Genomic DNA, 24077 nt, shown 5'->3' with positions numbered 1-24077 from the left:
CTTCGGCACAGTCAATTCAATATCGAAAGATATTAAAAAATTCAGAATTCATTGAGCTGTCGAAAGACATAAAACTTTTAATTGAAGAGTTTGATCATGGCTCAGATTGAACGCTGGCGGCAGGCCTAACACATGCAAGTCGAGCGGTAACAGAGAGTAGCTTGCTACTTTGCTGACGAGCGGCGGACGGGTGAGTAATGCTTGGGAACATGCCTTGAGGTGGGGGACAACAGTTGGAAACGACTGCTAATACCGCATAATGTCTACGGACCAAAGGGGGCTTCGGCTCTCGCCTTTAGATTGGCCCAAGTGGGATTAGCTAGTTGGTGAGGTAATGGCTCACCAAGGCGACGATCCCTAGCTGGTTTGAGAGGATGATCAGCCACACTGGGACTGAGACACGGCCCAGACTCCTACGGGAGGCAGCAGTGGGGAATATTGCACAATGGGCGCAAGCCTGATGCAGCCATGCCGCGTGTGTGAAGAAGGCCTTCGGGTTGTAAAGCACTTTCAGTCAGGAGGAAAGGTTAGTAGTTAATACCTGCTAGCTGTGACGTTACTGACAGAAGAAGCACCGGCTAACTCCGTGCCAGCAGCCGCGGTAATACGGAGGGTGCGAGCGTTAATCGGAATTACTGGGCGTAAAGCGTACGCAGGCGGTTTGTTAAGCGAGATGTGAAAGCCCCGGGCTCAACCTGGGAACTGCATTTCGAACTGGCAAACTAGAGTGTGATAGAGGGTGGTAGAATTTCAGGTGTAGCGGTGAAATGCGTAGAGATCTGAAGGAATACCGATGGCGAAGGCAGCCACCTGGGTCAACACTGACGCTCATGTACGAAAGCGTGGGGAGCAAACGGGATTAGATACCCCGGTAGTCCACGCCGTAAACGATGTCTACTAGAAGCTCGGAGCCTCGGTTCTGTTTTTCAAAGCTAACGCATTAAGTAGACCGCCTGGGGAGTACGGCCGCAAGGTTAAAACTCAAATGAATTGACGGGGGCCCGCACAAGCGGTGGAGCATGTGGTTTAATTCGATGCAACGCGAAGAACCTTACCTACACTTGACATACAGAGAACTTACCAGAGATGGTTTGGTGCCTTCGGGAACTCTGATACAGGTGCTGCATGGCTGTCGTCAGCTCGTGTTGTGAGATGTTGGGTTAAGTCCCGCAACGAGCGCAACCCCTATCCTTAGTTGCTAGCAGGTAATGCTGAGAACTCTAAGGAGACTGCCGGTGATAAACCGGAGGAAGGTGGGGACGACGTCAAGTCATCATGGCCCTTACGTGTAGGGCTACACACGTGCTACAATGGCGCATACAGAGTGCTGCGAACCTGCGAAGGTAAGCGAATCACTTAAAGTGCGTCGTAGTCCGGATTGGAGTCTGCAACTCGACTCCATGAAGTCGGAATCGCTAGTAATCGCGTATCAGAATGACGCGGTGAATACGTTCCCGGGCCTTGTACACACCGCCCGTCACACCATGGGAGTGGGTTGCTCCAGAAGTAGATAGTCTAACCCTCGGGAGGACGTTTACCACGGAGTGATTCATGACTGGGGTGAAGTCGTAACAAGGTAGCCCTAGGGGAACCTGGGGCTGGATCACCTCCTTATACGATTTAGAACTTATTTGTTCGTAGTGTCCACACAGATGATTGTTAATTAGTGCTTGTTCTTCGGAATAACTAATTAATATGCTCTTTAAAAATTTGGAAAAGCTGATAATAAAATTCTGATGAATACATTGTATTTATCAAGAGTTTTCAAAAGTAAAAAAACAATGGTAGCAGTACCATTGAGTGCCATTTAGTTAACTCTTATGAGTTGATTGATTGGTATCTACTTTAGTATTCAATATTGACTTCTGGCGAAGTTAAACTGTCACAAAACAAAGACCCGTTTGGGTTGTATGGTTAAGTGACTAAGCGTACACGGTGGATGCCTTGGCAGTTGGAGGCGATGAAGGACGTATTAACTTGCGATAAGCCTAGTCAAGCTAGTAAAAAGCGCTTGAGACTAGGATTTCCGAATGGGGAAACCCACCTGCTTGCAGGTATCGTTAACTGAATACATAGGTTAACGAGGCGAACGCGGAGAACTGAAACATCTAAGTACCCGTAGGAAAAGAAATCAACCGAGATTCCGAAAGTAGCGGCGAGCGAAATCGGAACAGCCCTTAAGCTTATTATGTGTTAATGGAAGGCTGCTGGAAAGCGCCACGATACAGGGTGATAGTCCCGTACATGAAAAGACATTTTAAGTGAAATCGAGTAGGTCGGAGCACGTGAAACTTTGACTGAATATAGGTGGACCATCATCTAAGGCTAAATACTCCCAACTGACCGATAGTGAACCAGTACCGTGAGGGAAAGGCGAAAAGAACCCCTGTGAGGGGAGTGAAATAGAACCTGAAACCGTGTACGTACAAGCAGTAGGAGCCCACTTGTTGGGTGACTGCGTACCTTTTGTATAATGGGTCAGCGACTTATATTTTGTAGCGAGGTTAACCGAATAGGGTAGCCGTAGGGAAACCGAGTCTTAACTGGGCGAATAGTTGCAAGGTATAGACCCGAAACCCGGTGATCTAGCCATGGGCAGGTTGAAGGTTGAGTAACATCAACTGGAGGACCGAACCCACTAACGTTGAAAAGTTAGGGGATGACCTGTGGCTAGGAGTGAAAGGCTAATCAAACCGGGAGATAGCTGGTTCTCCCCGAAATCTATTTAGGTAGAGCCTCGGACGAATACTTACGGGGGTAGAGCACTGTTAAGGCTAGGGGGTCATCCCGACTTACCAACCCTTTGCAAACTCCGAATACCGTAAAGTAATATCCGGGAGACACACGGCGGGTGCTAACGTCCGTCGTGAAGAGGGAAACAACCCAGACCGCCAGCTAAGGTCCCAAAGTCATAGTTAAGTGGGAAACGATGTGGAAAGGCCCAGACAGCCAGGAGGTTGGCTTAGAAGCAGCCATCCTTTAAAGAAAGCGTAATAGCTCACTGGTCGAGTCGGTCTGCGCGGAAGATGTAACGGGGCTAAACTATGCACCGAAGCTGCGGATTCAGAATTTATTCTGAGTGGTAGGGGAGCGTTCTGTAAGCGGTTGAAGGTGTACCGGGAGGTATGCTGGACGTATCAGAAGTGCGAATGCTGACATGAGTAACGATAATGGGAGTGAAAAACTCCCACGCCGGAAGACCAAGGGTTCCTATCCCATGTTAATCAGGGTAGGGTAAGTCGACCCCTAAGGCGAGGCCGAAAGGCGTAGTCGATGGGAAACAGATTAATATTTCTGTACTCGATATAATTGCGATGGGGGGACGGAGCAGGCTAAGCAAGCATAGCGTTGGTAGTCTATGTGAAAGTGAGTAGGGCGTTTGTTTAGGTAAATCCGGACGAACATTAAACCTGAGACACGAGACGAGTCACTACGGTGATGAAGTTGCTGATGCCATACTTCCAGGAAAAGCCTCTAAGCTTCAGATTATATGGAATCGTACCCCAAACCGACACAGGTGGTCAGGTAGAGAATACTAAGGCGCTTGAGAGAACTCGGGTGAAGGAACTAGGCAAAATCGTACCGTAACTTCGGGAGAAGGTACGCTCCTATCTGTGATGAGACTTGCTCTCTAAGCGGACGGGAGCCGCAGTGACCAGGTGGCTGGGACTGTTTATTAAAAACACAGCACTGTGCAAAATCGCAAGATGACGTATACGGTGTGACACCTGCCCGGTGCCGGAAGGTTAATTGATGGGGTTATCCTTAGGGAGAAGCTCTTGATCGAAGCCCCGGTAAACGGCGGCCGTAACTATAACGGTCCTAAGGTAGCGAAATTCCTTGTCGGGTAAGTTCCGACCTGCACGAATGGTGTAACCATGGCCACGCTGTCTCCACCCGAGACTCAGTGAAATTGAAATCGCAGTGAAGATGCTGTGTACCCGCGGCTAGACGGAAAGACCCCGTGAACCTTTACTACAGCTTGGCACTGAACATTGAACCTACATGTGTAGGATAGGTGGGAGACTTTGAAGATGAGACGCTAGTTTTGTTGGAGTCAACCTTGAAATACCACCCTTGTAGTTTTGATGTTCTAACGTTGGCCCCTGAATCGGGGTTACGGACAGTGCCTGGTGGGTAGTTTGACTGGGGCGGTCTCCTCCTAAAGAGTAACGGAGGAGCACGAAGGTTGGCTAAGTACGGTCGGACATCGTACGGTTAGTGTAATGGTAGAAGCCAGCTTAACTGCGAGACAGACACGTCGAGCAGGTACGAAAGTAGGTCATAGTGATCCGGTGGTTCTGAATGGAAGGGCCATCGCTCAACGGATAAAAGGTACTCCGGGGATAACAGGCTGATACCGCCCAAGAGTTCATATCGACGGCGGTGTTTGGCACCTCGATGTCGGCTCATCACATCCTGGGGCTGAAGTCGGTCCCAAGGGTATGGCTGTTCGCCATTTAAAGTGGTACGCGAGCTGGGTTTAGAACGTCGTGAGACAGTTCGGTCCCTATCTGCCGTGGGCGTTTGAGAATTGAGAGGGGTTGCTCCTAGTACGAGAGGACCGGAGTGAACGAACCGCTGGTGTTCGGGTTGTCATGCCAATGGCATTGCCCGGTAGCTACGTTCGGAACTGATAAGCGCTGAAAGCATCTAAGCGCGAAGCAGGCCTCGAGATGAGTTCTCACTAGACTTTTAAAGTCTCTGAAGGGCCGTTGAAGACTACAACGTTGATAGGCAAGATGTGGAAGTGGTGTGAGCCATTAAGCTAACTTGTACTAATTACCCGTGAGGCTTAACCATACAACGCCAAACGCGTTTTATGCGACAGTTTAGACAGAAGTTAATATAACTAAAGTAGATATTACTTAGAAAGACTTAAAAAATATTATCAGATATTTTCCAAATTCAGTTAGTGCGCAGAAATACGTATTAACGCCCAAATTTGCTTGGTGACAATAGCGTTTTGGACCCACCTGACTCCATGCCGAACTCAGTAGTGAAACGAAACAGCGCCGATGATAGTGTAGCATTTGCTATGTGAAAGTAGGACATTACCAGGCTTCAAATTGTAGAGAGCCCGACTAGAAATAGTCGGGCTTTTTTACGTCTGCAGAAAAGTGAAATGCGGATAATTAACACACACTTACATCAACACCATCACGTAGGTCGGGCGAGCGTAGCGACTCCCGACGGTAAAATCACAACAAAACCCCTCAATATCTCATTCGGCCAATAAAGTAGCATTTGCTGCGTGACTCCCACCGCTGTGGGCACCATGACATTCTACTACGTAGCGCACTGACTCAAATTGTAGAGAGCCCGACTAGAAATAGTCTGGCTTTTTTACGTCTGCAGAAAAGTGAAATATGGGGGAGTAACGGACATCACATACTCGATTCTTCTCCAATTCATCTAAATGTACAAGTTGAGCGGAATAGCTCATTATTCCAGTACTAAAGTTAATAACCAAATTTAAAGGTTATTTAAAATAGTCCGTAAGCTTGGGTTTCTTCACTTTCGGATTCTTCTATTTGGGTTGGTTTAAATATCACGCTTGGATCAATTAACACACTGTGCTTTTGTGAAAGCTTGATTAATCCTCGCATCATATTTTTAGTTTGTGGGTCTAGATCAAAACCAACCTCAGTGAGCTTATCCAGTGGCCTTATGTCTTCTTTTTTATAGTCGATATTGTCTTCGACTTTATCTACTAATAAACCAACATGTGGATTTAATCCGTCTTTGGTGGTGAAAACAATAATAGGTTTATAGTCTAAGGTTATTTGCTCTTTAGCTGATTCAAATAAACGCTCAAGCTGAATTAGACTATTACGCTTAATTTTGTCGAGCAGAGCTGATACTTGTTTATGATCACTTTGATTATGGGCTGCTATGGCTGCCTTTGCTGTCTCTAGTAATGATTGGAAAGGCTCGTCAAGCCGAGAGATTGTTAATTTTAAATCTTCATTGTCGGTGTTGAATTCTTTGTAAAACAAAACAAAATCTTGTAGTTCTGCGTCATTATTTGAAATAGAAGCCGAGCTATTTAATACGTTACTTTGAAGGGTATTAAACCAGTTTAATAGTTTGTCTTGCCATATTCTTAGTTGCTTTAGTACATGCGTATTACTTTGTTCAGTTGAGATATTATTTAAAATAATACCTAAATCAAAAACAGGTGTTGGTATATCCATATAATCTTTAACACCAATAAAGCTTTTATTATTGTTTGGTAAAGTTGTTAGATTATTGTCAAAGCGCTCAGTTAATAAAATGTCGAGTATCTTTAGTGAAATTGTTTTGCAGCCCACTTTAAAGTTTATTAATTCCATGCCTTTATCTTAATTTACCTATTAATGCTTTAAGGATAGAACAAATTAAATAAATAGCTTAAAGATGGATAAAATTTAACAGAGATAGGGCAACTAGAAATTATTAGATAGTGCTAGTGAGGTTTTTATGGCACGTTTAAATTGATTGTCAAGCTGTTTTTTTCCTAATAATCCTAAGTGTTGAATCACTTTTTCATTACTTTCATTTTGAAGTACTAACTTTATTAACAGTTGTTTATCAGACTCTGTTAATTGAGATATACAAGAAGGTGACTGGCTCAGTAACTGCCAAAGAGTTGCAGAGATACTAAATTGAGTGAAGTTACTTTTAGTGAGCAGCGCTAGTCGCTCGTGAGTCTCTAGGCTTATTAACTCGTCGCTAAATCCTTCAATTAGAATATTCACGAGTTGCGAATCTAGTGTTTTAAAGTGTGTTAAAAGAGCATAAAAAAAATCGCTTTTAAACTGCTTTTTCAAAGGTTGAATAATTGTACTTTTGTCACTTAAGCATTTAACTACAAGCGCCGAATGTTCAGCGGTGCTTTTATCGCGTTGATATCCCAGTTTTACAGTATCAAATCCTAGGTTTTGCCAAAAATTAAGTAACTGCTCTGTTGCGCCAAAGCTTGCACCAAGCCAACTACATTGGCTTTTTACCTGCGACTCGCAATAACTAAGTAGCTTTTTACCAAGTCCTATATTGTGAGAGCTTGGATCAATCGCTATTCGTACAACGCGAGCGCTCAGTTGTGTTAAACAGTCATTATTAAAGCTAAGTTGTGAGAGTGCTTGCGCCATTAAATGCCCCTGTGGGCGACGCTCTCCACTTATAACTTGTAGGGCAAGTTCTTCACTCAAACCACCTTCTATGGCGATTAAGCATACGCCAACTAATTGATTATTAATTTTGCTAATAAATAGCCGTTGCGATGGTGCGTCTAGTAGCTGGCGTAAGTCGTTGACACTACTTTGATAGTGAGCTAATGCAAGCAGGGCAATAACTTGCTGCAGTAACGGCTCATTATTACCAAGGGACTGCTGTGTTATTTCACTATGAACTGGCTGCTCTAATTCATCACTACTTAACTCTATATATTGTGCATCGAGTGCTAGTAGTGTGCGAATGTGTTGCTCAAGAGGATCGTGTTTAGCAAAGCGCAGGGGCTCATCAAGCGTTACAACTTTAGAGGCTTTATAGTGTGCTTTAATATAGTTACTGAAGCGAATGGTATAACCCCTACCATTGCCTTCATACCCAACCAGAGTGCTTGCAAATACTATACGAGGGTAATGAGCTAGCATTTGTAGTAATAACGGAACAGGGATTGCTGCAGCTTCATCAACGAGTAGTAAATCGCACTCAGGTAGTGTGTTTAATAACGCGTCAGGTGCAACGTAGTGCAAGTTGGCGAGCTGTTTATGTTCAGCGTCGTATTGAAGGCTTAACTCTTGGGCTAAATGTTTAAAGCTGCTATGGGTCGCTTTAAACTGAGTGCTGCAAATAATTACTTTTTTATCAGTTAGTTTTGCTGCGGCTAAGCCAAGTGCTGCCGACTTACCTCTGCCTCTATCAGCATTAATAAGTAAAGGCCTGTTGGCACGACCGTTGGCTACTTTTACTATTTGATCAACGCAGTTTTGCTGTGGTTGATAATCAATTTTATTATGAGCTACATAGCTGGTGTTATGATTAATGCAGCCACTTTTTTCACTAAAATGAAAAGCGGGTAGTTGTTTAATAATAGTCGCGAAACGTTGATTAAATAAGCTGTAGTCAATGGTGTGACCATGTGATTGCACTGTACTTAATGCGGGATCTTGCCAAGAGGCTAAATCATCTAGTTCAGGCAGTAATAAAAACAGTATACCGCCTGCTTTAACGGTGCCGGCAAGTGCTGCAAGTTTATCAGGGTGCAAACCACTAAAACCATCGTAAACAGCATGAGCAAATTCTTGCCCTAAAATTTGGTGAGTGCGAGTAGGCCAGTAGGAATTTTTAATCGCGCACTGTTTTGATACAACAAGTGTATTGTTTTCATCTATTAATGAGTTAAGTAATTCATAACACCAAGCTGAGCTGCCAGTTATTAACACTAGCTGACGATGATGCGCGTCAGCTAGTTGTTGTTCTAGCTCATTTAGGTGTGTTTTATACAGCTTGTAAGCGTGCATAGGCCGTTACTAACCATTTACTGCCAAGGTCGTCAAAGTTAACTTGTACGCGAGATTGCGCGCCACTGCCTTCATAATTAAGTACAGTACCAATACCAAACTTAGCATGCAGTACGCGTTGTCCTAAGTTAAAGCCACTGTCTTCAAATGCGGCATGGCTAACTGATGCGCTAAAGCGCCCCGCAGCAGGCGGGCGAGAAACCTGTGTTTTAATACGGATTTCTTCTACGCAGTCTTCAGGGATTTCGCGTAAAAAGCGAGATGGGCTATGGTATTTTTCTTGCCCGTATAAGCGGCGACTCTCAGCATGGCTAATATATAACTTATCCATTGCTCGTGTCATGCCTACATAACAAAGGCGGCGCTCTTCTTCTAAGCGACCCGACTCTTCGTTGCTTTGCTGAGAAGGGAACATGCCTTCTTCTACGCCTACCATAAACACTAGCGGAAACTCTAAGCCTTTAGCTGAGTGAAGCGTCATCATTTGTACGGCGTCTTCGTGTTCTTCTGCCTGCCCTTCACCTGACTCAAGTGATGTATGGGCTAAAAAGCCTTGTAGTGGTGAGCTGTATTCTTCGTCTTCAGGTAGCTCATACTGATCACACGCACTAATTAGCTCTTCTAAGTTTTCTACGCGAGCACGGCCTTTTTCACCTTTTTCGGCTTGGTACATTGCCATCAAGCCTGAGGTTTGAATTGTGTACTTAGCTTGCTCATGCAAAGTTAGATCGCTAATTTTATCTTCTATTTGTTCAACGAGTTCTACAAACTTACTTACTGCGCCAGAAGCACGACCAGATAAATGCTGTTGTTCTACAATTGCTTTTGCGGCATACCAAAGCGGTAACGATTCTGCTCGAGCGCAGTCGCGTATATGGCTCAATGTTTTATCGCCAATACCGCGTGCTGGCGTATTAATTACGCGCTCAAATGCGGCATCGTCTTGACGATTACCTACTAGGCGTAAGTACGACAACGCATCTTTAATTTCTTGTCGTTCGAAGAATCGCATACCACCATAAATACGGTATTTTAAGCCTTCTTGCAGCATGGCCTCCTCGAGTACACGAGATTGCGCGTTACTACGGTATAAAATTGCGGCATCTTGTAGTGCATTACCTGCATTTAACCAGCTTCGTAGTTTGCTACTTACAAAGCGTGCTTCGTCTAACTCATTAAATGCCGCATAAATAGAGATTGGCTCGCCATCGTTACCGTCGGTCCATAAGCTTTTACCCATACGCTCTGAGTTATTTTGAATTAATGCATTAGACGCTTTCAAAATAGTTGCTGTTGAACGGTAGTTTTGTTCAAGACGAATGGTTTCTGCGCTAAAGTCAGTTAAAAATCGTTTAATATTTTCGATTTTAGCACCGCGCCAACCGTAAATACTTTGGTCATCGTCGCCTACAATCATGATACTGCTTGTATCGCCTGCAAGTAACTTTAACCAGGCATATTGAATGGTATTTGTATCTTGGAACTCGTCTACGAGCATATGTGCAAAGCGTTGCTGGTAATGACGTAGTAACGTAGGGTTATTTTTTAACACTTCGTAGCTGCGTAGTAATATTTCGGCAAAATCAACTAAGCCAGCTCTGTCACAGGCTTCTTGATAGGCGGCGTAAACACGCAGCATCATTTGCTCGTTAATATCGTATGCTTGAATATCTTTAGGGCGAAGTGCTTCATCTTTTTTGGCGCTAATGTACCAGCCAAATTGTTTAGCAGGCCATTTTTTATCATCGATATTCATCGATTTTAATAAGCGCTTGATCATCCGAAGTTGATCGTCAGAGTCTAAAATTTGAAAGGCTTCAGGTAAGTTAGCTTCACGGTGATGAGCACGTAAAATACGATGCGACAAACCATGGAACGTACCAATCCACATACCACCTACAGGGGCTTTTAGTGTTTCTTCAACGCGGCTGCGCATTTCTTTAGCCGCTTTATTAGTAAAGGTTACGGCAAAAATACTGTAAGCAGATGCTTGCTCAACTTGCATAAGCCACGCAATACGATGAACTAACACTCGTGTTTTACCAGACCCAGCACCTGCTAACACCAGCATGTTTTGTAGTGGGGCTGCAACGGCATCGCGTTGTTTGTCATTTAAGCCATCGAGTAATTGTGAAACGTCCATCGTTACGCCTTTTTAATCAATATTGTGGGCAGTATAACAGGTGTTTTTGTTAGGCTAAATAAAATACTGTTTTTATAAACAGCTATTTATAAAATAGCCTTAAAAACGAGTAACTTGCTAATTTTTTGAACAAAAAAAAGCGTAAACGCACAATAAAAATTGCTAATTTGACCTAAAGTTAGCAAAATTTACTAACTCTCTAAATCTAGGCTAATTTAACTATTTGATTTGTAAGCTTTAATAAATTGGCATAGAGTGTGTAAGTAAATAATTATAAAATCAAATAAATACAGAGGTTAGTATGGCAGATCAAGGTTCTGGCGGTAACGTAATCGCAGCATTATGTAATATATTTTTTCCTGGCTTAGGGCAGTTAGTGCAAGGGCGTATTTTAGCGGCTATATTTTTTGCACTCGCTATTATAATAAGTTACGCACTAATTTATGTGCTTGTAGGCTTTGTACTTGTGCCTATTATTTACTTATGGTCGATCATTGACGCAGCGCGTTATAGATCGCGAAGTTAACGGTTTTAAAGTTGAGTAAAATAGCGCCCATGTGGCGCTATTTTACTTTATATGTCCTGTGGTTTACGGGCGTTTACGTATATAATTACGCAATTAAAGATTTACAGGCAAACCCTATGGAATATCAATTTATTCGTGACCCTATTAGTGGGCTACGTATTAAAATAAGCAGTGAACACGCTATTATTGGTCGCTGGCTAAACGAAGAAATAGGCAAAGACAAAGTAGCTATGGTGCAAGCGCTTATTGCATCGGTGAGTTCAAGCTATGAGCCGCTAACGCTAAAAGGCCAAGAAATAGATTTAATATTAACCAAAGACGAAGCACTGTTTGAAGCCCATGCGCTTCATCAAGACAGTGAAGACCTAATAGCGTATCAAGATGACGATTTAGCGCTTGAAGAAAATGGTTTAAGTAGTGGTTGTGGCTTTGAAGATTTCATTGATTTAATTGATTCATGGCATGAGTTTACGACTGGTCGTTAAGTTATATTATCTATATTATTTTTATAAATTTATTTAGAGTAGAAAATTTAAAATGAAAAAAGTTGAATTAAAAATTGTAAATCCTAAAGTCGGTACTGAAATCCCTATGCCAGAGTATGCTACAGATGGCTCTGCTGCTATAGATCTTAGAGCTTGTATTGATGATATTTTACAAGTTTTACCGGGTGAGACAAAATTAATACCTACTGGTATTGCTTTAAACATGCAGGATACAGGAATGGCTGCTACTATTTTACCTCGCTCAGGTTTAGGTCATAAGCATGGGATTGTATTGGGTAATTTAGTAGGATTAATTGACTCAGATTACCAAGGTGAGTTATTCATCTCAGTATGGAATAGGGGGAGTGATGAATTCGCAATAAACTCTGGTGATAGAATTGCTCAATTGATGTTTATTCCAGTACTTAAAGCTGATTTCGTACTTGTAGATGAGTTTGAAGCAACAGAGCGTGGAGCAGGTGGTTTTGGTCACACTGGTGTGAAATAGAGTAGAAAAGCGTGCAAGTCTTGCACGCTTAAAATTGAAGGAAAAGGAATTGAATAATTTTTTTCAAGCTGTGATTGCTGGCGGGATACTGTTTATTCCCGTTTTATACTCTGTTGGTGATTCAGTAAAAGATAGTTTAATCGCTAGCCTTATATACTCGGCTATTGTAGTAGGGGTATGTGGGTATATTTACAAAACTGGTCTCCCAAGCACGCGGTTCGAATTTAAATTAAGATTTTATAAAGCTCTCAAAAGTAAAGTTATTAGACAGGAGGCAAAAAATAGTCGTTCCCTCAGCGACTTTTCAACATGGTTAGCTAAAAATCACCCCTTAGAAAGTCTATTAGCTAACAAACCAATAGAAAAAACACATTTTACTCGTTTTACCAATTTTGAAGCTGCTATCTTTATTTTACTTGTTAATAATGACTATGAGTGCATAAATTGCAGCCAACTTTCATCAGAAGATTTTAAAGAAATTTTTACTAAAGCTTTAAAAGAGTCGTTTTATAAGAGGTTAATGCTCAAAGAGTCCCTGTCGCAAATTATTAAGCCAGATGATTTAGATAAATTACTTGCCAAGTTTGAAGAACAATTAACTGTAGATAGCGATTTGAGTAATGAAAATACTGGTAATAACTTCTTCACTGATAAGGTTAGAGAGCTATGTGGCGAGGGGGCGAAATGAAAATATCAATTTTTTCAACTACTTCACAATTATCACACGATATATTAAAAGATTTAAAAGCTTATCAAACAAGTACCACTAAAGTTGGTATAGATTTCTACATTTGTAGTCCAAATGTGAAATCAGACTCAGCAATTTTGGAATTAATGAAAGAGTATGAGGTCCCCGCTGGTGCTTTACCGTCTCAATTTGTAAAAGTTAGCAATAAAAAAGCACATGTAGAAATGGATATTACCCGCCGTGTATTTAGAGTGTTGCGTTCTTTTAAAGACATTAAAGATAACCAAGAGAGTTATTGTAAAACGTCGGTTTATTTATATAAGAAAAGTTACCCTGGATGCAAAGTTCGCCTTATAGAAAACAAGTTTGTTGAATTACAACCAGGTCCATTAAAGTTTGCGAATAATTTGTATCGCTTTCGTATCGCGAGCACTGATTCAGAAGTAATAAATACCCTTAGTGATGCTGTTAATAATTTTAAAGGCGGTAATGATATTCAATGCATTGAATTATTAAAGCAGCCAATAGAACAGGTCGAAAAGCAGGCATTATTAGAGTTAGCCGAATGGTTACTTTCAAGGGGCATAAAACCAGATGAGTTACCTCGTTATGCAACTGATATTTATGCTTCTAGTGGTGATCAAGAAACTCGTACTAGGCTAAAGTTTTTACAAAACAGAATAGGAACTGCTTATAAGGCTATAAGTAATTTGAGTAACCCTATTAATGAAGAGCTTTATACGGGAGAAAGCTTAGAGCAATCAAACGGGACTGGTATTAGGGAACTAAAAATAGATAATAAAATTAAACATATAACAGTTGCTGCAATTTTTACAAATGACAATAAAATCCTTTTAATTGAAAAAACTAAAAAATTTTACCAGGGAAAGTACAGCCTTGTTGCAGGGCATGTAGAGCATCAAGATAATACACTCACCGAAGCTGTTACAAGGGAAGTTAAAGAAGAGATAGGTTTGAATACAAGTAGCCTAAAATATATTTTTCATATTGGTGATTTAACAGATAAGTGTGGACACGGTGGTGAGTTACATGATTGGCATGTGTTCGGTTCCTATGAAATCATTGATGAAAAGGATTTAAAATTTGGAACTGAAGTTAAAAGTATAAAGTGGGTTCCTTTAGATGAACTTCAAGGCATTAGAGATAAATTAACAGATGGTGCTTGCAAGATTTTTAATGCCATGGGTTGGCTGAAATGAAAACAGTAGTTATAAGGCTAACTGGCGGCGGTGCTATTTCTGAGGTTGGCACCGAAACTGATTTGCCATGGTGGGGGTATAGAAGTATGCATATCACTCCTAGCGTGTACAGTGATTTAACTGCGCTTATTGCCAATAACCCATCAATAAAATTTATATTTGTTTGCGGTGGGATAGGGGCTTTTCTTTTTACTGATTTGGTTAAAAACTTAGCACTGAATACTCATGCGGATGAAGTTGGGAGAGGTATAATTTCGATATTGAATGGTATCGCAATATCATATTTAAACTCATTCTCTATAAATGTCTATCCAAATGAAATACCTGTCAATGAAGTAGGAAAATACTTATCTACAACTGATGCTAGTTGCTTTTTCATTAAGCCTGATACAGGTTGTATTAGTAGTGATTCATTAGCTGCAGAAGCCGCTTTTTTGTCTAAAGCAGAACTTTTGTTATATGTAAAAAAAGGTGCTCCTCAATATCATGTTGGTTTCGATAAACCAACGATCATTAACCGCTGGTCATTAGATGATATAGAGCTTAAATCTCTTACTTTGTATGAAGAGCAAGCCAAACATTATGTGCTCGATTATCAGGCATGCTCAATACTCAAATCTAATACTAACGAAATTTATATTATCCCTCCCGAAATTATTAGAGAAATCAATACGAGCTCTTTTCCTGGCAGTAACTCAGAATTAGTAACAAGGGTGTATTAAATGGTATTAAGTTCCGAAAGCATAAAAAGACACCTAATTGAAGGTAAGCTTGTTATTGAGGGTTTTAAAGAAAGCTCATTCAGACCTGCGAGCTATTTACTGAGGCTAAGTGACCACATACTTTTAATGGAACAGCACGATGGAGAAATTGATACGAAATCTACAGATACGAAATCTTTTTTTAAAGCTATACAAATTCCAATTGAAGGGTATGTATTAAAACCAGGTGATTTTATATTAGGTGCTTCTGTTGAGTATTTGAGTTTACCAAATTCTTTGTGCGGAGAGCTAAGTCAACTATCCTGTTACGCTAGAGTGGGTTTGAGCATTAACTTCAGTGCTAATTATGTTTCACCAACATTTGGTCACAATAACCCGTCATCTATAACCTTTGAGATAAAAAACGAATCTTGTAATGATATCCGTATATATTCTAGAGTGAATTTTTGCCATATACGCTTTATGCAAACTGACTTGGATGTTACAAGTTCATACAATGGAATATACAGTGGGCATAAAGAGGTAAAGGCAGCTGACTTTAGTACAAAGCCAGCGAAAGGTTAGATAATCTTACGATAGTCGGTAACACTTAGGTAATCGGCTATTTCGTTGTGTGGTTGTTGGCTATCAGGGTTAGCAACTGCAAGTAAGTGCTCAATGCCGTATTCTCGTGCGGCATTCAAAACCGCAATGCTATCGTCAACAAATAAAGTGCGCTGCTTATTAAAACCTAAGTCATCTTGCACTTTATGCCACAAACTTTGTTGCTCTTTACTTACTCCATATTCATGAGTGGACACTACACCATCTAGGTAGTTATCAATCGCTGTATGCTCAAATTTAAGCATGACACTCTCAGGGTGGGCATTGGTAAGTAAAATTAACTCTTTGCCTGCTTTTTTAAGCTCGGTTAAAAAATGAGGTACGTCTTCGCGCATTTTAATTAAATGCTGAGACTCTCGTTTAAGCTCCATTATAGGCAAGCTTAATTGCTGCTCCCAATAATCTAAACAATACCACTGTATTTGGCCGCTCACAGCTTGATAGCGTTTTAAAATATCTGCTTTAGCTGCATCTAGGCTAATGCCCCTTGCTAATGCGTGTTGCGCAGGAATAACGTTAAGCCAAAAATGACTGTCGTAATGTAAATCGAGTAATGTTCCATCCATGTCGAGCAAAACGGTATCGATTTTTGACCAATTTAACATAGGAATTTCAACTTATAAGGTTTATTATTGAACTAACTGCCATGATAGCAAATTAACGCCAATGACACAGAAAAAGCACCCAACACCACCACAAATCCTCAGTAACAATGTTGTTGCTAAAAGTCGCCTGTTTACTGTGGAGTCTTTAGAGTTAAAGTTTTCTAATAACGAAAAGCGCCAGTATGAGCGAATTCGCGGCGGTGGCCGGGGAGCAGTGATGATTGTTCCGTTAAGTGCAGATAATGAGTTACTACTTGTACGTGAATACTGTGCGGGCACAAACAATTATCAGTTAGGTTTTCCTAAAGGCTTAATCGATCCGGGCGAAACCCCAGAGCAAGCTGCTAACAGAGAGCTTAAAGAAGAAATTGGCTTTGGTGCTGAGTATTTTAAACCATTAAGAACAGTAACAATGGCGCCGAGTTACTTTAATGCCACAATGCATATTTTATTTGCTAAGCAATTATACCCTCAAACCCTTATTGGTGACGAACCTGAGCCGCTTGTTGTTAAGTGGCCATTAACTCAGTGGCAGTCATTATTAGAGCAAGAAGATTTTACCGAAGCACGCAGTGTTGCAGCTTTGCTATTATTAGATAAGTATTTAGCGTCTGGAGCTGCCGATGAATAAATTAATCGAACCGTGCATTGAATTAGCTGAGCGTGCTGGCGATGCAATTATGGCCATTTATAAAAAAGGCGATATTGGCCAACAAGAGAAATCAGATAACACGCCTGTTACCAAAGCTGATTTAGCAGCAAATGACGTACTGGTTGCTGGATTAAAAGTCTTAGCGCCCGATATTCCTATTATGTCGGAAGAAACACCTATACCAGCACTCGCTGACAGACAAAACTGGCAGCGTTATTGGTTGCTCGATCCGATGGATGGTACAGGCGAATTTATTTTAGAAAGTGGCGACTTTGCAGTAAACATTGCATTGATTGAAAATAACCACCCAGTGCTAGGGGTTATTCATTGGCCTGCCAAAAGTGTGACTTATTTTGCTACAGCTAAAAATGGTGCTTTTAAACGTGAAAACTCAATTGATAAGCAAATATCTGTAGCGCCACCAGAGAACTTAACGCTTGCAGTGAGCCGCCGCCAAAAAATAGAAGCGGTGAGCCAGTATTTAAATAGTCAGTTTACAACGATTGCTGTTGGCTCCTGTTCTTTAAAAGCTTGTATCGTTGCAGAAGGCAAAGCAGATTGCTTTTTAAGAATTGGCCCAACGGGTGAGTGGGATACAGGTGCTTCGCAAGTTATTATTGAGGAAGCCGGTGGCTGTATTACCGATGCAGAATTTAACCCGTTAACGTACAACCAGCGCGAGAGCACTGAAAACCCTGACTTTATTGTTATGGGCCATCCTGATTGGGAATGGCAAAAAATGATAAACCCACACCAAAGATTGAGCGCAGAATAGCGCTTTGGTTGCTTTTTATTCACTTGAACAACATTAAGTAGTTTAAGCCTTGCATTATATGTTTATTCCTATATAGTAGCGCTCTCTTCAAGGCAGGATCGTAAATATTACGAAAATGTTTTAAAGAAATTACAGGCGCGGGATGGAGCAGTCTGGTAGCTCGTCGGGCTCATAACCCGAAGGTCGTCGGTTCAAATCCGGCTCCCGCAACCAATATTTTTATTGAAATTTGGTGCAATAGGTAGTTTTAAAAGGTCGTCGGTTCACTCTTCACCTTCACAACTCCCGCAACCAATTTCCTTAGGGATTGAGGTTACTGTAAACTCTAACTTAAGAGGTTAAATAAAGTAGTCGATAGACTTAAAATATACAGGCGCGGGATGGAGCAGTCTGGTAGCTCGTCGGGCTCATAACCCGAAGGTCGTCGGTTCAAATCCGGCTCCCGCAACCAATTTTTTATAAAGATTTAGTGCAGTAGGTAGCTTAAAAAGGTCGTCGGTTCACTTTCCACCTTCCCAGCTCTCGCAATAAATTTTTAATTGGAAGCCAAGTTGTAATGTAAGCAACTTAAAACAAGTCTACAAATTTCAGGCGCGGGATGGAGCAGTCTGGTAGCTCGTCGGGCTCATAACCCGAAGGTCGTCGGTTCAAATCCGGCTCCCGCAACCACTGAAATTAAATATCTAAAAAATCAAAACAAAATCGCACTCTTTATTGAGTGATTTTTTGCGTTTGGAGTTTAATAAATTATTATAAATTTAAATCCACTGTTACTGCGTAAAACACTTTGCACAAGTAAGCGAAGGTCGTCGGTTCGCTTTTTACAAACTCAAGCTCCCGCAGCCACTGAAATTAAATATCTAAAAAGTTAAAAAAAATCGCACTCTTTATTGAGTGATTTTTTGTGTCTGAAGTTTGGTAAAATTCTTTATATTCTGCTTTATTTAATGACTTTCCTCTAATACCTGTAGCCTTTAACAAATAAATTTTTTAAAAGAGAATTTTATGTTAAAACGGTTAAAATATTTTAAGTAACAATACACATGACAGAACTTTATCACTGGTTTGATTTAATAGGCATTGCGGTGTTTGCTGTATCGGGCACTTTATTAGCGTACGAGAAAAAATGGATGGCTTTGGAGTCGTAGTTTTAGCTACGGTAACCGCAATTGGTGGTGGTACAGTACGAGACCTAATTTTAGACGCTCCTGTGTTTTGGTTACACGATCAAAGTTACTTTTTAGCCATACTCGCTTCAGTATTTGTTACAACACGCCTTATAAATAAGCAAAAGCCGATACCTCATTATATTTTACAAACAGCGGATGCGTTTGGCTTAGCTTTTTTGCCGTAATGGGGGCGCAAAAAGCGCAACTTGCTGGTATGCCTGATATGACAGCGGTAATAATGGGTGTAATTACAGGCTGCTTTGGTGGATTAATTCGAGATGTACTTGCCCGTGAAATCCCTATGTTATTAAAAGGTGAGCTTTACGCTATTACCTGCATAGCGGGAGGCACTGTTTATACACTTAGTATTGGTATTTCGTTAGCAACCGAAGTGGCAATGATATTAGGTATGTTAATGACCTTATTACTTCGTTTAGCTGCAATAAAGTGGCAAATCACATTACACGTTTTTAAATATCCTGACTAAACTGGTGTAATCACACCATTTACTAGGATAAGGAATGTCTTTAGCTCGTATATTTTCTCGTGCCCAAGTGGGTATAAGCGCCCCTGAAGTTATTGTAGAAGTTCATCTAGGAAATGGTTTACCTGCTTTTCATATTGTAGGCCTGCCCGAAGCATCTGTTAAAGAATCGAAAGATAGAGTGCGTAGTGCGCTCGAAAACTCTCAATTTGGCTTCCCCGATCAACGAATAACTGTAAATTTAGCCCCTGCTGATTTGCCAAAAGATGGCGGGCGGTTTGATCTTGCAATTGCTGTGGGTATTTTAGTCGCCTCTGGGCAAATAGTGTGTCCTGATATTCATAAGTACGAGTTTTATGGTGAGCTTGCCCTTAATGGTGAGGTGCGTGGTGTGAATGCTATTTTACCTTCGGTACTTGCTGCAAAAGAGCAAGATCGCTGCTGCTTTTTACCTTTTGCAAATGACAGTCTAGCAAGCCTAGTTAATGGCGTTAAACGCAAAGCCGTAAGCTCTATTCAAGAAGTGTGGGGGACTTACTTAATCAACAACCCTTGCCATTGAATATAGAGTACCCCGACTGCACGCAAGCCCCTGATTTTTTGCTCGATTTAAGCGACGTTAAAGGTCAGCCTGGCGCAAAGCGAGTATTAGAAATCGCCGCAGCTGGCGGGCATAATTTACTTTTTTTAGGCCCCCAGGCACTGGTAAATCAATGTTGGCCCAGCGAATGGCAACTATAATGCCTACTATGTCGGACGATGAAGCTATTTCGACTGCTGCGCTTTACTCTATTATTGGGCAATCTATAGATTTAACTAATTGGCGACAGCGGCCATTTCGTAACCCGCATCATACGTGCTCAGCGGTTGCTTTGGTTGGTGGCTCATCAAACCCTAAACCGGGTGAAATTTCATTGGCACATAATGGAGTGCTTTTCTTAGACGAATTACCAGAGTTTGAGCGTAAGGTGCTTGATTCACTGCGTGAGCCGATGGAGACTGGTACGGTTACTATTTCACGTGCAGCTAGGCAAATGGAGTTCCCAGCGCAGTTTCAGCTTATAACCGCATTAAACCCAAGTCCAACAGGGAGCCATACTGATAAGCGAGCAACTCCCGATCAAGTTATGCGTTATTTATCGCGCGTGTCGGGGCCTTTTATTGACCGTATTGATTTACAAATAGAGCTCCCTCGGTTAACGAGTGTTGAATTACAAAGCACTCAGCCGGAGGAAAGTAGCGCTGAGGTTAGAGTAAGAGTTGAAGCGGCTTATTACCTACAGTTAAAACGCCAAGGTAAGGTTAATGCTAGGCTTAATAATAAAGAAATGAGTGTGCACTGCGTATTAGCGCCTGCAGAGTTGCAGTTCTTAGCCAGAGCAAGCGAGAAGCTGTCTTTATCGCCACGTTCTTATCATCGAGTGATAAAAGTGGCGCGTACTATTAGTGATTTAAAAGGCGCTGAAAATATTAGTTTAAATGAGCTTAAAGAGGCACTTAATTACCGTGCTTTTGAGCGCCTTATTGCGCAATTGACTAAGTATTAAATAGAAAGCATATAACCTTTACCGCGTACGGTAACAATGCGTTTCTGATCTTTTTCGTCATTTAACTTTTTACGTAAACGACCAATAAGTACATCAACAGTGCGATCATTTGGGCTCCAATCTGGCTGGCCTATTTCTTCTGATATTTTTTCGCGGGAAGTTGCTTTACCTGCATTACTAATTAAACAAATCAGCACTTTATGCTCGGCTTCAGTTAAGCGTGATTCAACGCCCGCAGCAGTAATTAATGTGCGGTTATCGGGATGAAGCTTAAAGTCAGCATACTCTATAAACTCTTCGCTTTCGTCGTCTTCTAGGTTAACGGCAACACGCTTATAGAGTGCGCGCATGCGTAGCTCCAACTCAAGTAAATCGACGGGCTTACAAATATAGTCGTCAGCACCTTGAGCAAGACCAGCAATGCGATCGGCTTGGGAGTCACGACTCGATAATACAATAACGCCAATATCGGTCAGTGTGTTTAATTCTTTTGCGAGCTGAAGACCATCGCGCTTAGGTAAAACAATGTCAATTATGGCTAATGATATAGCACCGCGCAGGTTTACTCGCTGCTTTACAATGCTAAGTGCATCAGCGCCAGTGGGGTCGATCTCTATTGTAAATTCGGTATCTGCAAAGTGATTTTGGATGCGTTTAACGAGTAGTTCATCGTCTTCAACCAATAAAACATTAATAGCCATAGTACTTTATTTTGAATGCTTATAGCCTTATATGGTAGCACCATTAGGTAAATGCTGAGAAGGGTGTTTAGTCGTTTTAGGTAACTTAATATTTCAAAAGAGAGAAGGGCGTTATGAGAGGGTGAGATTAGCACCTTTAAACTAATTCAAAGGTGCTAAATAATTAATACTGCTATTAATAAATCTGTATTAAGTCGTTATTTTTAAGGTCCAGGCTCAGTCATTTTTATACATGGAGTCCCACCATTGAGGCTCGTCTTTTAGTTTTTTATCAAAATATGCGAGCATGGTGTTCCACCAATTAAATCGTTTATCGCGTGCAAAAATTTGGTGGTCGGCGCCTTTGTATTCTATTAACTCTACGTCTTTATTAAGCAGTTTAAGCGCAGTGTACATTGTTAAGCTCTCGCCAACAGGTACATTGGTATCGCTATCACCATGAAGAAGTAGCATAGGTGTTGTTACTTTGTCGGCATGAAATACAGGACTATGTTGGCTGTACAGCTCAGAGTTATTCCACGGGAAGCTATTTTTTGATGCTTCGCCAGAATATAAGTAACCCCACCAACCTTCACCCCAATACGAGGTAATATTAGAAATACCCGCATGAGCTATTGAAGCACTAAATATATCGGTTTTAGTTGCTAATAACATGGTCATGAAGCCACCGTAGGATGCCCCTAAATTCCCTATTTTTTTACTATCAACATAGTTGTATTTATTTAAAAAGGCTTGTGTGCCTTCGATAATATCGTCTGCGGTGTAGTTGCCCCAGGCATTAACATGCTGCGCTGAAAACTTTTGTCCAAACCCTGTTGCGCCAGTAGGTTGCACAACATAAACAACGTAGCCATTTTCTGCCCATAAGTTAAACGGGTAACGACCTGTAAAACCACGCGTAACTGGTGAAGTACCGCCGTAATAATACACGAGCGCCGGGTGCTTTTTGGTTTTATCTAAATTGCTCGGAATGTAAACACGGCCAGTTATTTCAACACCATGTTTATTTTTAAAATTAAACTCTTCTAATGTAGGGAGTCGTGTATTTGCATAGCTACTTGGTTTTGAATCCCATATTAAATCTGTTTTATTTTTACTTACGTTCAGGCGCTTTAGTTGTTGTGGCGCTAAAGCGTTAGTGCCACTTAGTAAAATTTCGGTATTACGGTCGTGCGAGTAACTAAATTTTTCAACAATATCCAATCCCGTATTTAATTTTTTAAAGCGCTGTTTACTTAAATCAAATAGATAAAGTGGTTGAGTGTCTTGCTCTGTTACTTTAATAAGTGCGTCGCCATTTTCTAAAACGTGCAGTTGGCCAATCGCGGGGTCGAACTGTTTACTGAGTGCTTTTACGTTTTTACCGCCTTCAGTAAGTAGGTAAAGTTGCCCGTCGTAGTTATTAGCGAGCATAGCTTTTGGTAATGCTCTGCCTGCGCCATTTTTAAAGTCGGGGCCTGCAACTACATAAATATCTTTATTTGTGTATTTGGCTAAATTAAACGTTTTGAATTTACCAAGCGATGAAAGCTTGCTCGATTTTAAATCGAGTTCAACTAACTCTGTTTCTGGGTGGGTTGATGCCTGCATTGCCATTACTGGGCGGCTCATTAATATTTTGCCACGGTTACTATTTGAATCTTCAAGGCTGTAAGAAAGAGGACCTTGGCTAAGTGCTTTTGTTAAACCACTTTTAGTATCAAGCATATAAATTTGGCTGGTGGTACGTGCATACGACCAGCGATCTTGTAGACCTTTATAGTGCTTGGTTAAGCTGTTAGTGCTCTCAGGTGATTTAGACCAGCCAAACAAAAGACTGGTGTCGTTATAAAAGGTAAAGCCATTGGCTCCTTCTAAATCGTTTGCTAATGTTTTTATTGAGAAGTTTTTACGGTTAAGTTGTTTAAGCTCACCATTTAACAAATACACTAAATATTGGTTATCTGGACTCCAAATAATGTTACTTGGTTGGCCTGCTTCGAAGCGATAAAGCGTTTGATTATCTGAATCTTTAAGTACAGTAACTGTATTTGCTTGGTTTTGTGTTTTATCGCTATAAGTGCGAGTAGTAGTAACGTACTGCTTAGCATTAGGTGCGAGTGATAATTGGCTGATCGTAGGGGCATCAAACAATTGTTTTGCAGATAAGCGTTTTGTTTGTGAGGCGCTAAGCGTAATTTTATCAACCTCGCTTTTAGGTGCAAAATCAAGCGTTACGTCGCGCCAATTAGCTACTTGCTGAGCTACTATTAAAACAGTGTGAGTACTGTTATTCAAAGCTAGCTTATAGCTATTTTTATCGCCAGTTTGTAGTTCACCATTAATAAATAACTGACCTTGCTCGAGCCCTTTTAAGGTAAGCGTACCTTGTGTGAAGCGGGTTGTTTCAATATTAAATTTTAGTGCTTGTAACCCACCTAGAGTAAGTGCGTTAATTTTATTAAATGGTTGCCAATTTTGTTTTTTCCCAAATACAGAAAAGCTCTCTGAGTCTGCTTGTAATTGCGGTAATAGGTTGTTAATAATGGTCTCACCGTGAGGTGTTTGAAAAGGCTTTAACTGCATGTCTTCGGCAAGTGGGCCGATAAATTGAATTTTTGATTTATCCAATGGTGCTGCTATTGCTGTAAAGCTTAAGCTACTAAGCGTTAAAAGAGTTGCTGCGCGTTTGACTAGCTTATTTTGATGACACCAAGGTGCGCTAAATTTCATTATTGTGCCTATTATTATTGGAAGTTTGGT

General features: G+C 41.2%; 15 protein-coding genes, 3 tRNA genes, 3 rRNA genes and 2 pseudogenes. 17 read left to right on the top strand and 6 right to left on the bottom strand.

Going from position 1 to position 24077, the window contains the following annotated elements; genetic code table 11:
• Window positions 1-78 precede the first annotated feature (78 nt).
• The 3 genes from P4S71_RS07990 (at window position 79) to rrf (ending at window position 5063) form a co-directional block, all read left to right on the top strand.
• Window positions 79-1614: ribosomal RNA gene (locus P4S71_RS07990) — 16S ribosomal RNA — on the top strand.
• Window positions 1615-1912: 298 nt separating this feature from the next.
• Window positions 1913-4803 (top strand): 23S ribosomal RNA (locus P4S71_RS07985).
• Between the two features lie 145 nt (window positions 4804-4948).
• Window positions 4949-5063 (top strand): 5S ribosomal RNA (rrf, locus tag P4S71_RS07980).
• The 16S, 23S and 5S rRNA genes sit together here, the layout of an rRNA operon.
• A gap of 423 nt (window positions 5064-5486) precedes the next feature.
• On the opposite strand, the gene P4S71_RS07975 is transcribed toward rrf, so the two are convergent.
• From P4S71_RS07975 to uvrD, 3 genes are all read right to left on the bottom strand, one after another.
• Window positions 5487-6335, bottom strand: coding sequence for a hypothetical protein (locus tag P4S71_RS07975; RefSeq protein ID WP_008139408.1), 849 nt, complete (start codon window positions 6333-6335; stop codon window positions 5487-5489).
• Between the two features lie 93 nt (window positions 6336-6428).
• Window positions 6429-8507 carry a GNAT family N-acetyltransferase gene (locus P4S71_RS07970; protein ID WP_337150423.1) on the bottom strand — a complete coding sequence of 693 codons (2079 nt, stop codon included), beginning with the start codon at window positions 8505-8507 and terminating at the stop codon, window positions 6429-6431.
• On the bottom strand, window positions 8485-10650 hold the full coding sequence (gene uvrD, locus P4S71_RS07965; protein ID WP_002963007.1) for a DNA helicase II: 2166 nt from the start codon (window positions 10648-10650) through the stop codon (window positions 8485-8487). Before uvrD ends, P4S71_RS07970 begins: the two co-directional genes overlap by 23 nt.
• Before the next feature lie 301 nt (window positions 10651-10951).
• Here uvrD and P4S71_RS07960 point away from each other — a divergent pair, with 301 nt between their 5' ends.
• The 7 genes from P4S71_RS07960 to P4S71_RS07930 all read left to right on the top strand — a co-directional run bounded on the left by P4S71_RS07960 (window position 10952) and on the right by P4S71_RS07930 (window position 15363).
• A complete protein-coding gene (locus tag P4S71_RS07960; protein WP_002963009.1) occupies window positions 10952-11176 on the top strand; it encodes a hypothetical protein in 225 nt (74 codons plus the stop codon).
• Between the two features lie 116 nt (window positions 11177-11292).
• Window positions 11293-11661 (top strand): YacL family protein, encoded by a 369-nt coding sequence (locus P4S71_RS07955; protein WP_096794153.1) that lies wholly within the window; start codon window positions 11293-11295, stop codon window positions 11659-11661.
• Between the two features lie 52 nt (window positions 11662-11713).
• Entirely contained in the window at window positions 11714-12169 is a 456-nt protein-coding gene (gene dut / locus P4S71_RS07950; RefSeq protein ID WP_337150422.1) for a dUTP diphosphatase, read from the top strand.
• A gap of 49 nt (window positions 12170-12218) precedes the next feature.
• Window positions 12219-12857: a hypothetical protein gene (locus P4S71_RS07945; RefSeq protein WP_337150421.1), complete on the top strand. Its 639-nt coding sequence runs from the start codon at window positions 12219-12221 to the stop codon at window positions 12855-12857.
• Entirely contained in the window at window positions 12854-14077 is a 1224-nt protein-coding gene (locus tag P4S71_RS07940) for an NUDIX hydrolase (RefSeq protein WP_337150420.1), read from the top strand. The genes P4S71_RS07945 and P4S71_RS07940 overlap by 4 nt, the downstream gene beginning before the upstream one ends.
• Window positions 14074-14799 carry a hypothetical protein gene (locus tag P4S71_RS07935; RefSeq protein WP_337150419.1) on the top strand — a complete coding sequence of 242 codons (726 nt, stop codon included), beginning with the start codon at window positions 14074-14076 and terminating at the stop codon, window positions 14797-14799. The genes P4S71_RS07940 and P4S71_RS07935 overlap by 4 nt, the downstream gene beginning before the upstream one ends.
• The gene (locus tag P4S71_RS07930; RefSeq protein ID WP_337150418.1) at window positions 14800-15363 is read left to right on the top strand and encodes a dCTP deaminase; all 564 of its coding nucleotides are present in this window, start codon (window positions 14800-14802) and stop codon (window positions 15361-15363) included. It abuts the gene before it with no gap.
• Here P4S71_RS07930 and yrfG read toward each other — a convergent pair.
• Window positions 15360-16007: a GMP/IMP nucleotidase gene (gene yrfG, locus P4S71_RS07925; protein ID WP_337150417.1), complete on the bottom strand. Its 648-nt coding sequence runs from the start codon at window positions 16005-16007 to the stop codon at window positions 15360-15362. The two genes, P4S71_RS07930 and yrfG, sit on opposite strands and share 4 nt — an antisense overlap.
• Window positions 16008-16068: 61 nt before the next feature.
• Here yrfG and nudE point away from each other — a divergent pair, with 61 nt between their 5' ends.
• The 7 genes and pseudogenes from nudE (at window position 16069) to P4S71_RS07890 (ending at window position 20634) form a co-directional block, all read left to right on the top strand.
• Entirely contained in the window at window positions 16069-16638 is a 570-nt protein-coding gene (gene nudE, locus P4S71_RS07920; RefSeq protein ID WP_337150416.1) for an ADP compounds hydrolase NudE, read from the top strand.
• Window positions 16631-17434: a 3'(2'),5'-bisphosphate nucleotidase CysQ gene (gene cysQ / locus P4S71_RS07915; protein ID WP_033029289.1), complete on the top strand. Its 804-nt coding sequence runs from the start codon at window positions 16631-16633 to the stop codon at window positions 17432-17434. Before nudE ends, cysQ begins: the two co-directional genes overlap by 8 nt.
• Window positions 17435-17570: 136 nt before the next feature.
• Window positions 17571-17647: transfer RNA gene (locus P4S71_RS07910), tRNA-Met, on the top strand.
• A 161-nt stretch (window positions 17648-17808) separates the two neighbouring features.
• Window positions 17809-17885: transfer RNA gene (locus tag P4S71_RS07905), tRNA-Met, on the top strand.
• A 141-nt stretch (window positions 17886-18026) separates the two neighbouring features.
• A tRNA-Met gene (locus tag P4S71_RS07900) sits at window positions 18027-18103 on the top strand.
• Window positions 18104-18477: 374 nt separating this feature from the next.
• Window positions 18478-19090 (top strand): annotated as a pseudogene (locus P4S71_RS07895) (trimeric intracellular cation channel family protein).
• A gap of 34 nt (window positions 19091-19124) precedes the next feature.
• Window positions 19125-20634 (top strand): annotated as a pseudogene (locus P4S71_RS07890) (YifB family Mg chelatase-like AAA ATPase).
• Here P4S71_RS07890 and P4S71_RS07885 read toward each other — a convergent pair.
• On the bottom strand, window positions 20631-21335 hold the full coding sequence (locus P4S71_RS07885) for a response regulator transcription factor (protein ID WP_007376182.1): 705 nt from the start codon (window positions 21333-21335) through the stop codon (window positions 20631-20633). The pseudogene P4S71_RS07890 and the gene P4S71_RS07885 overlap by 4 nt on opposite strands.
• 216 nt (window positions 21336-21551) lie before the next feature.
• A complete protein-coding gene (locus P4S71_RS07880; RefSeq protein ID WP_337150415.1) occupies window positions 21552-24047 on the bottom strand; it encodes an alpha/beta hydrolase family protein in 2496 nt (831 codons plus the stop codon).
• Window positions 24048-24077: the final 30 nt, after the last annotated feature.

Source organism: Pseudoalteromonas sp. B62 (assembly GCF_037162565.1).
GTDB classification, from domain to species: domain Bacteria; phylum Pseudomonadota; class Gammaproteobacteria; order Enterobacterales; family Alteromonadaceae; genus Pseudoalteromonas; species Pseudoalteromonas fuliginea.
Note: the sequence above shows the minus strand (reverse complement) of the source record. Positions and strands in the feature narration are given on the sequence as shown.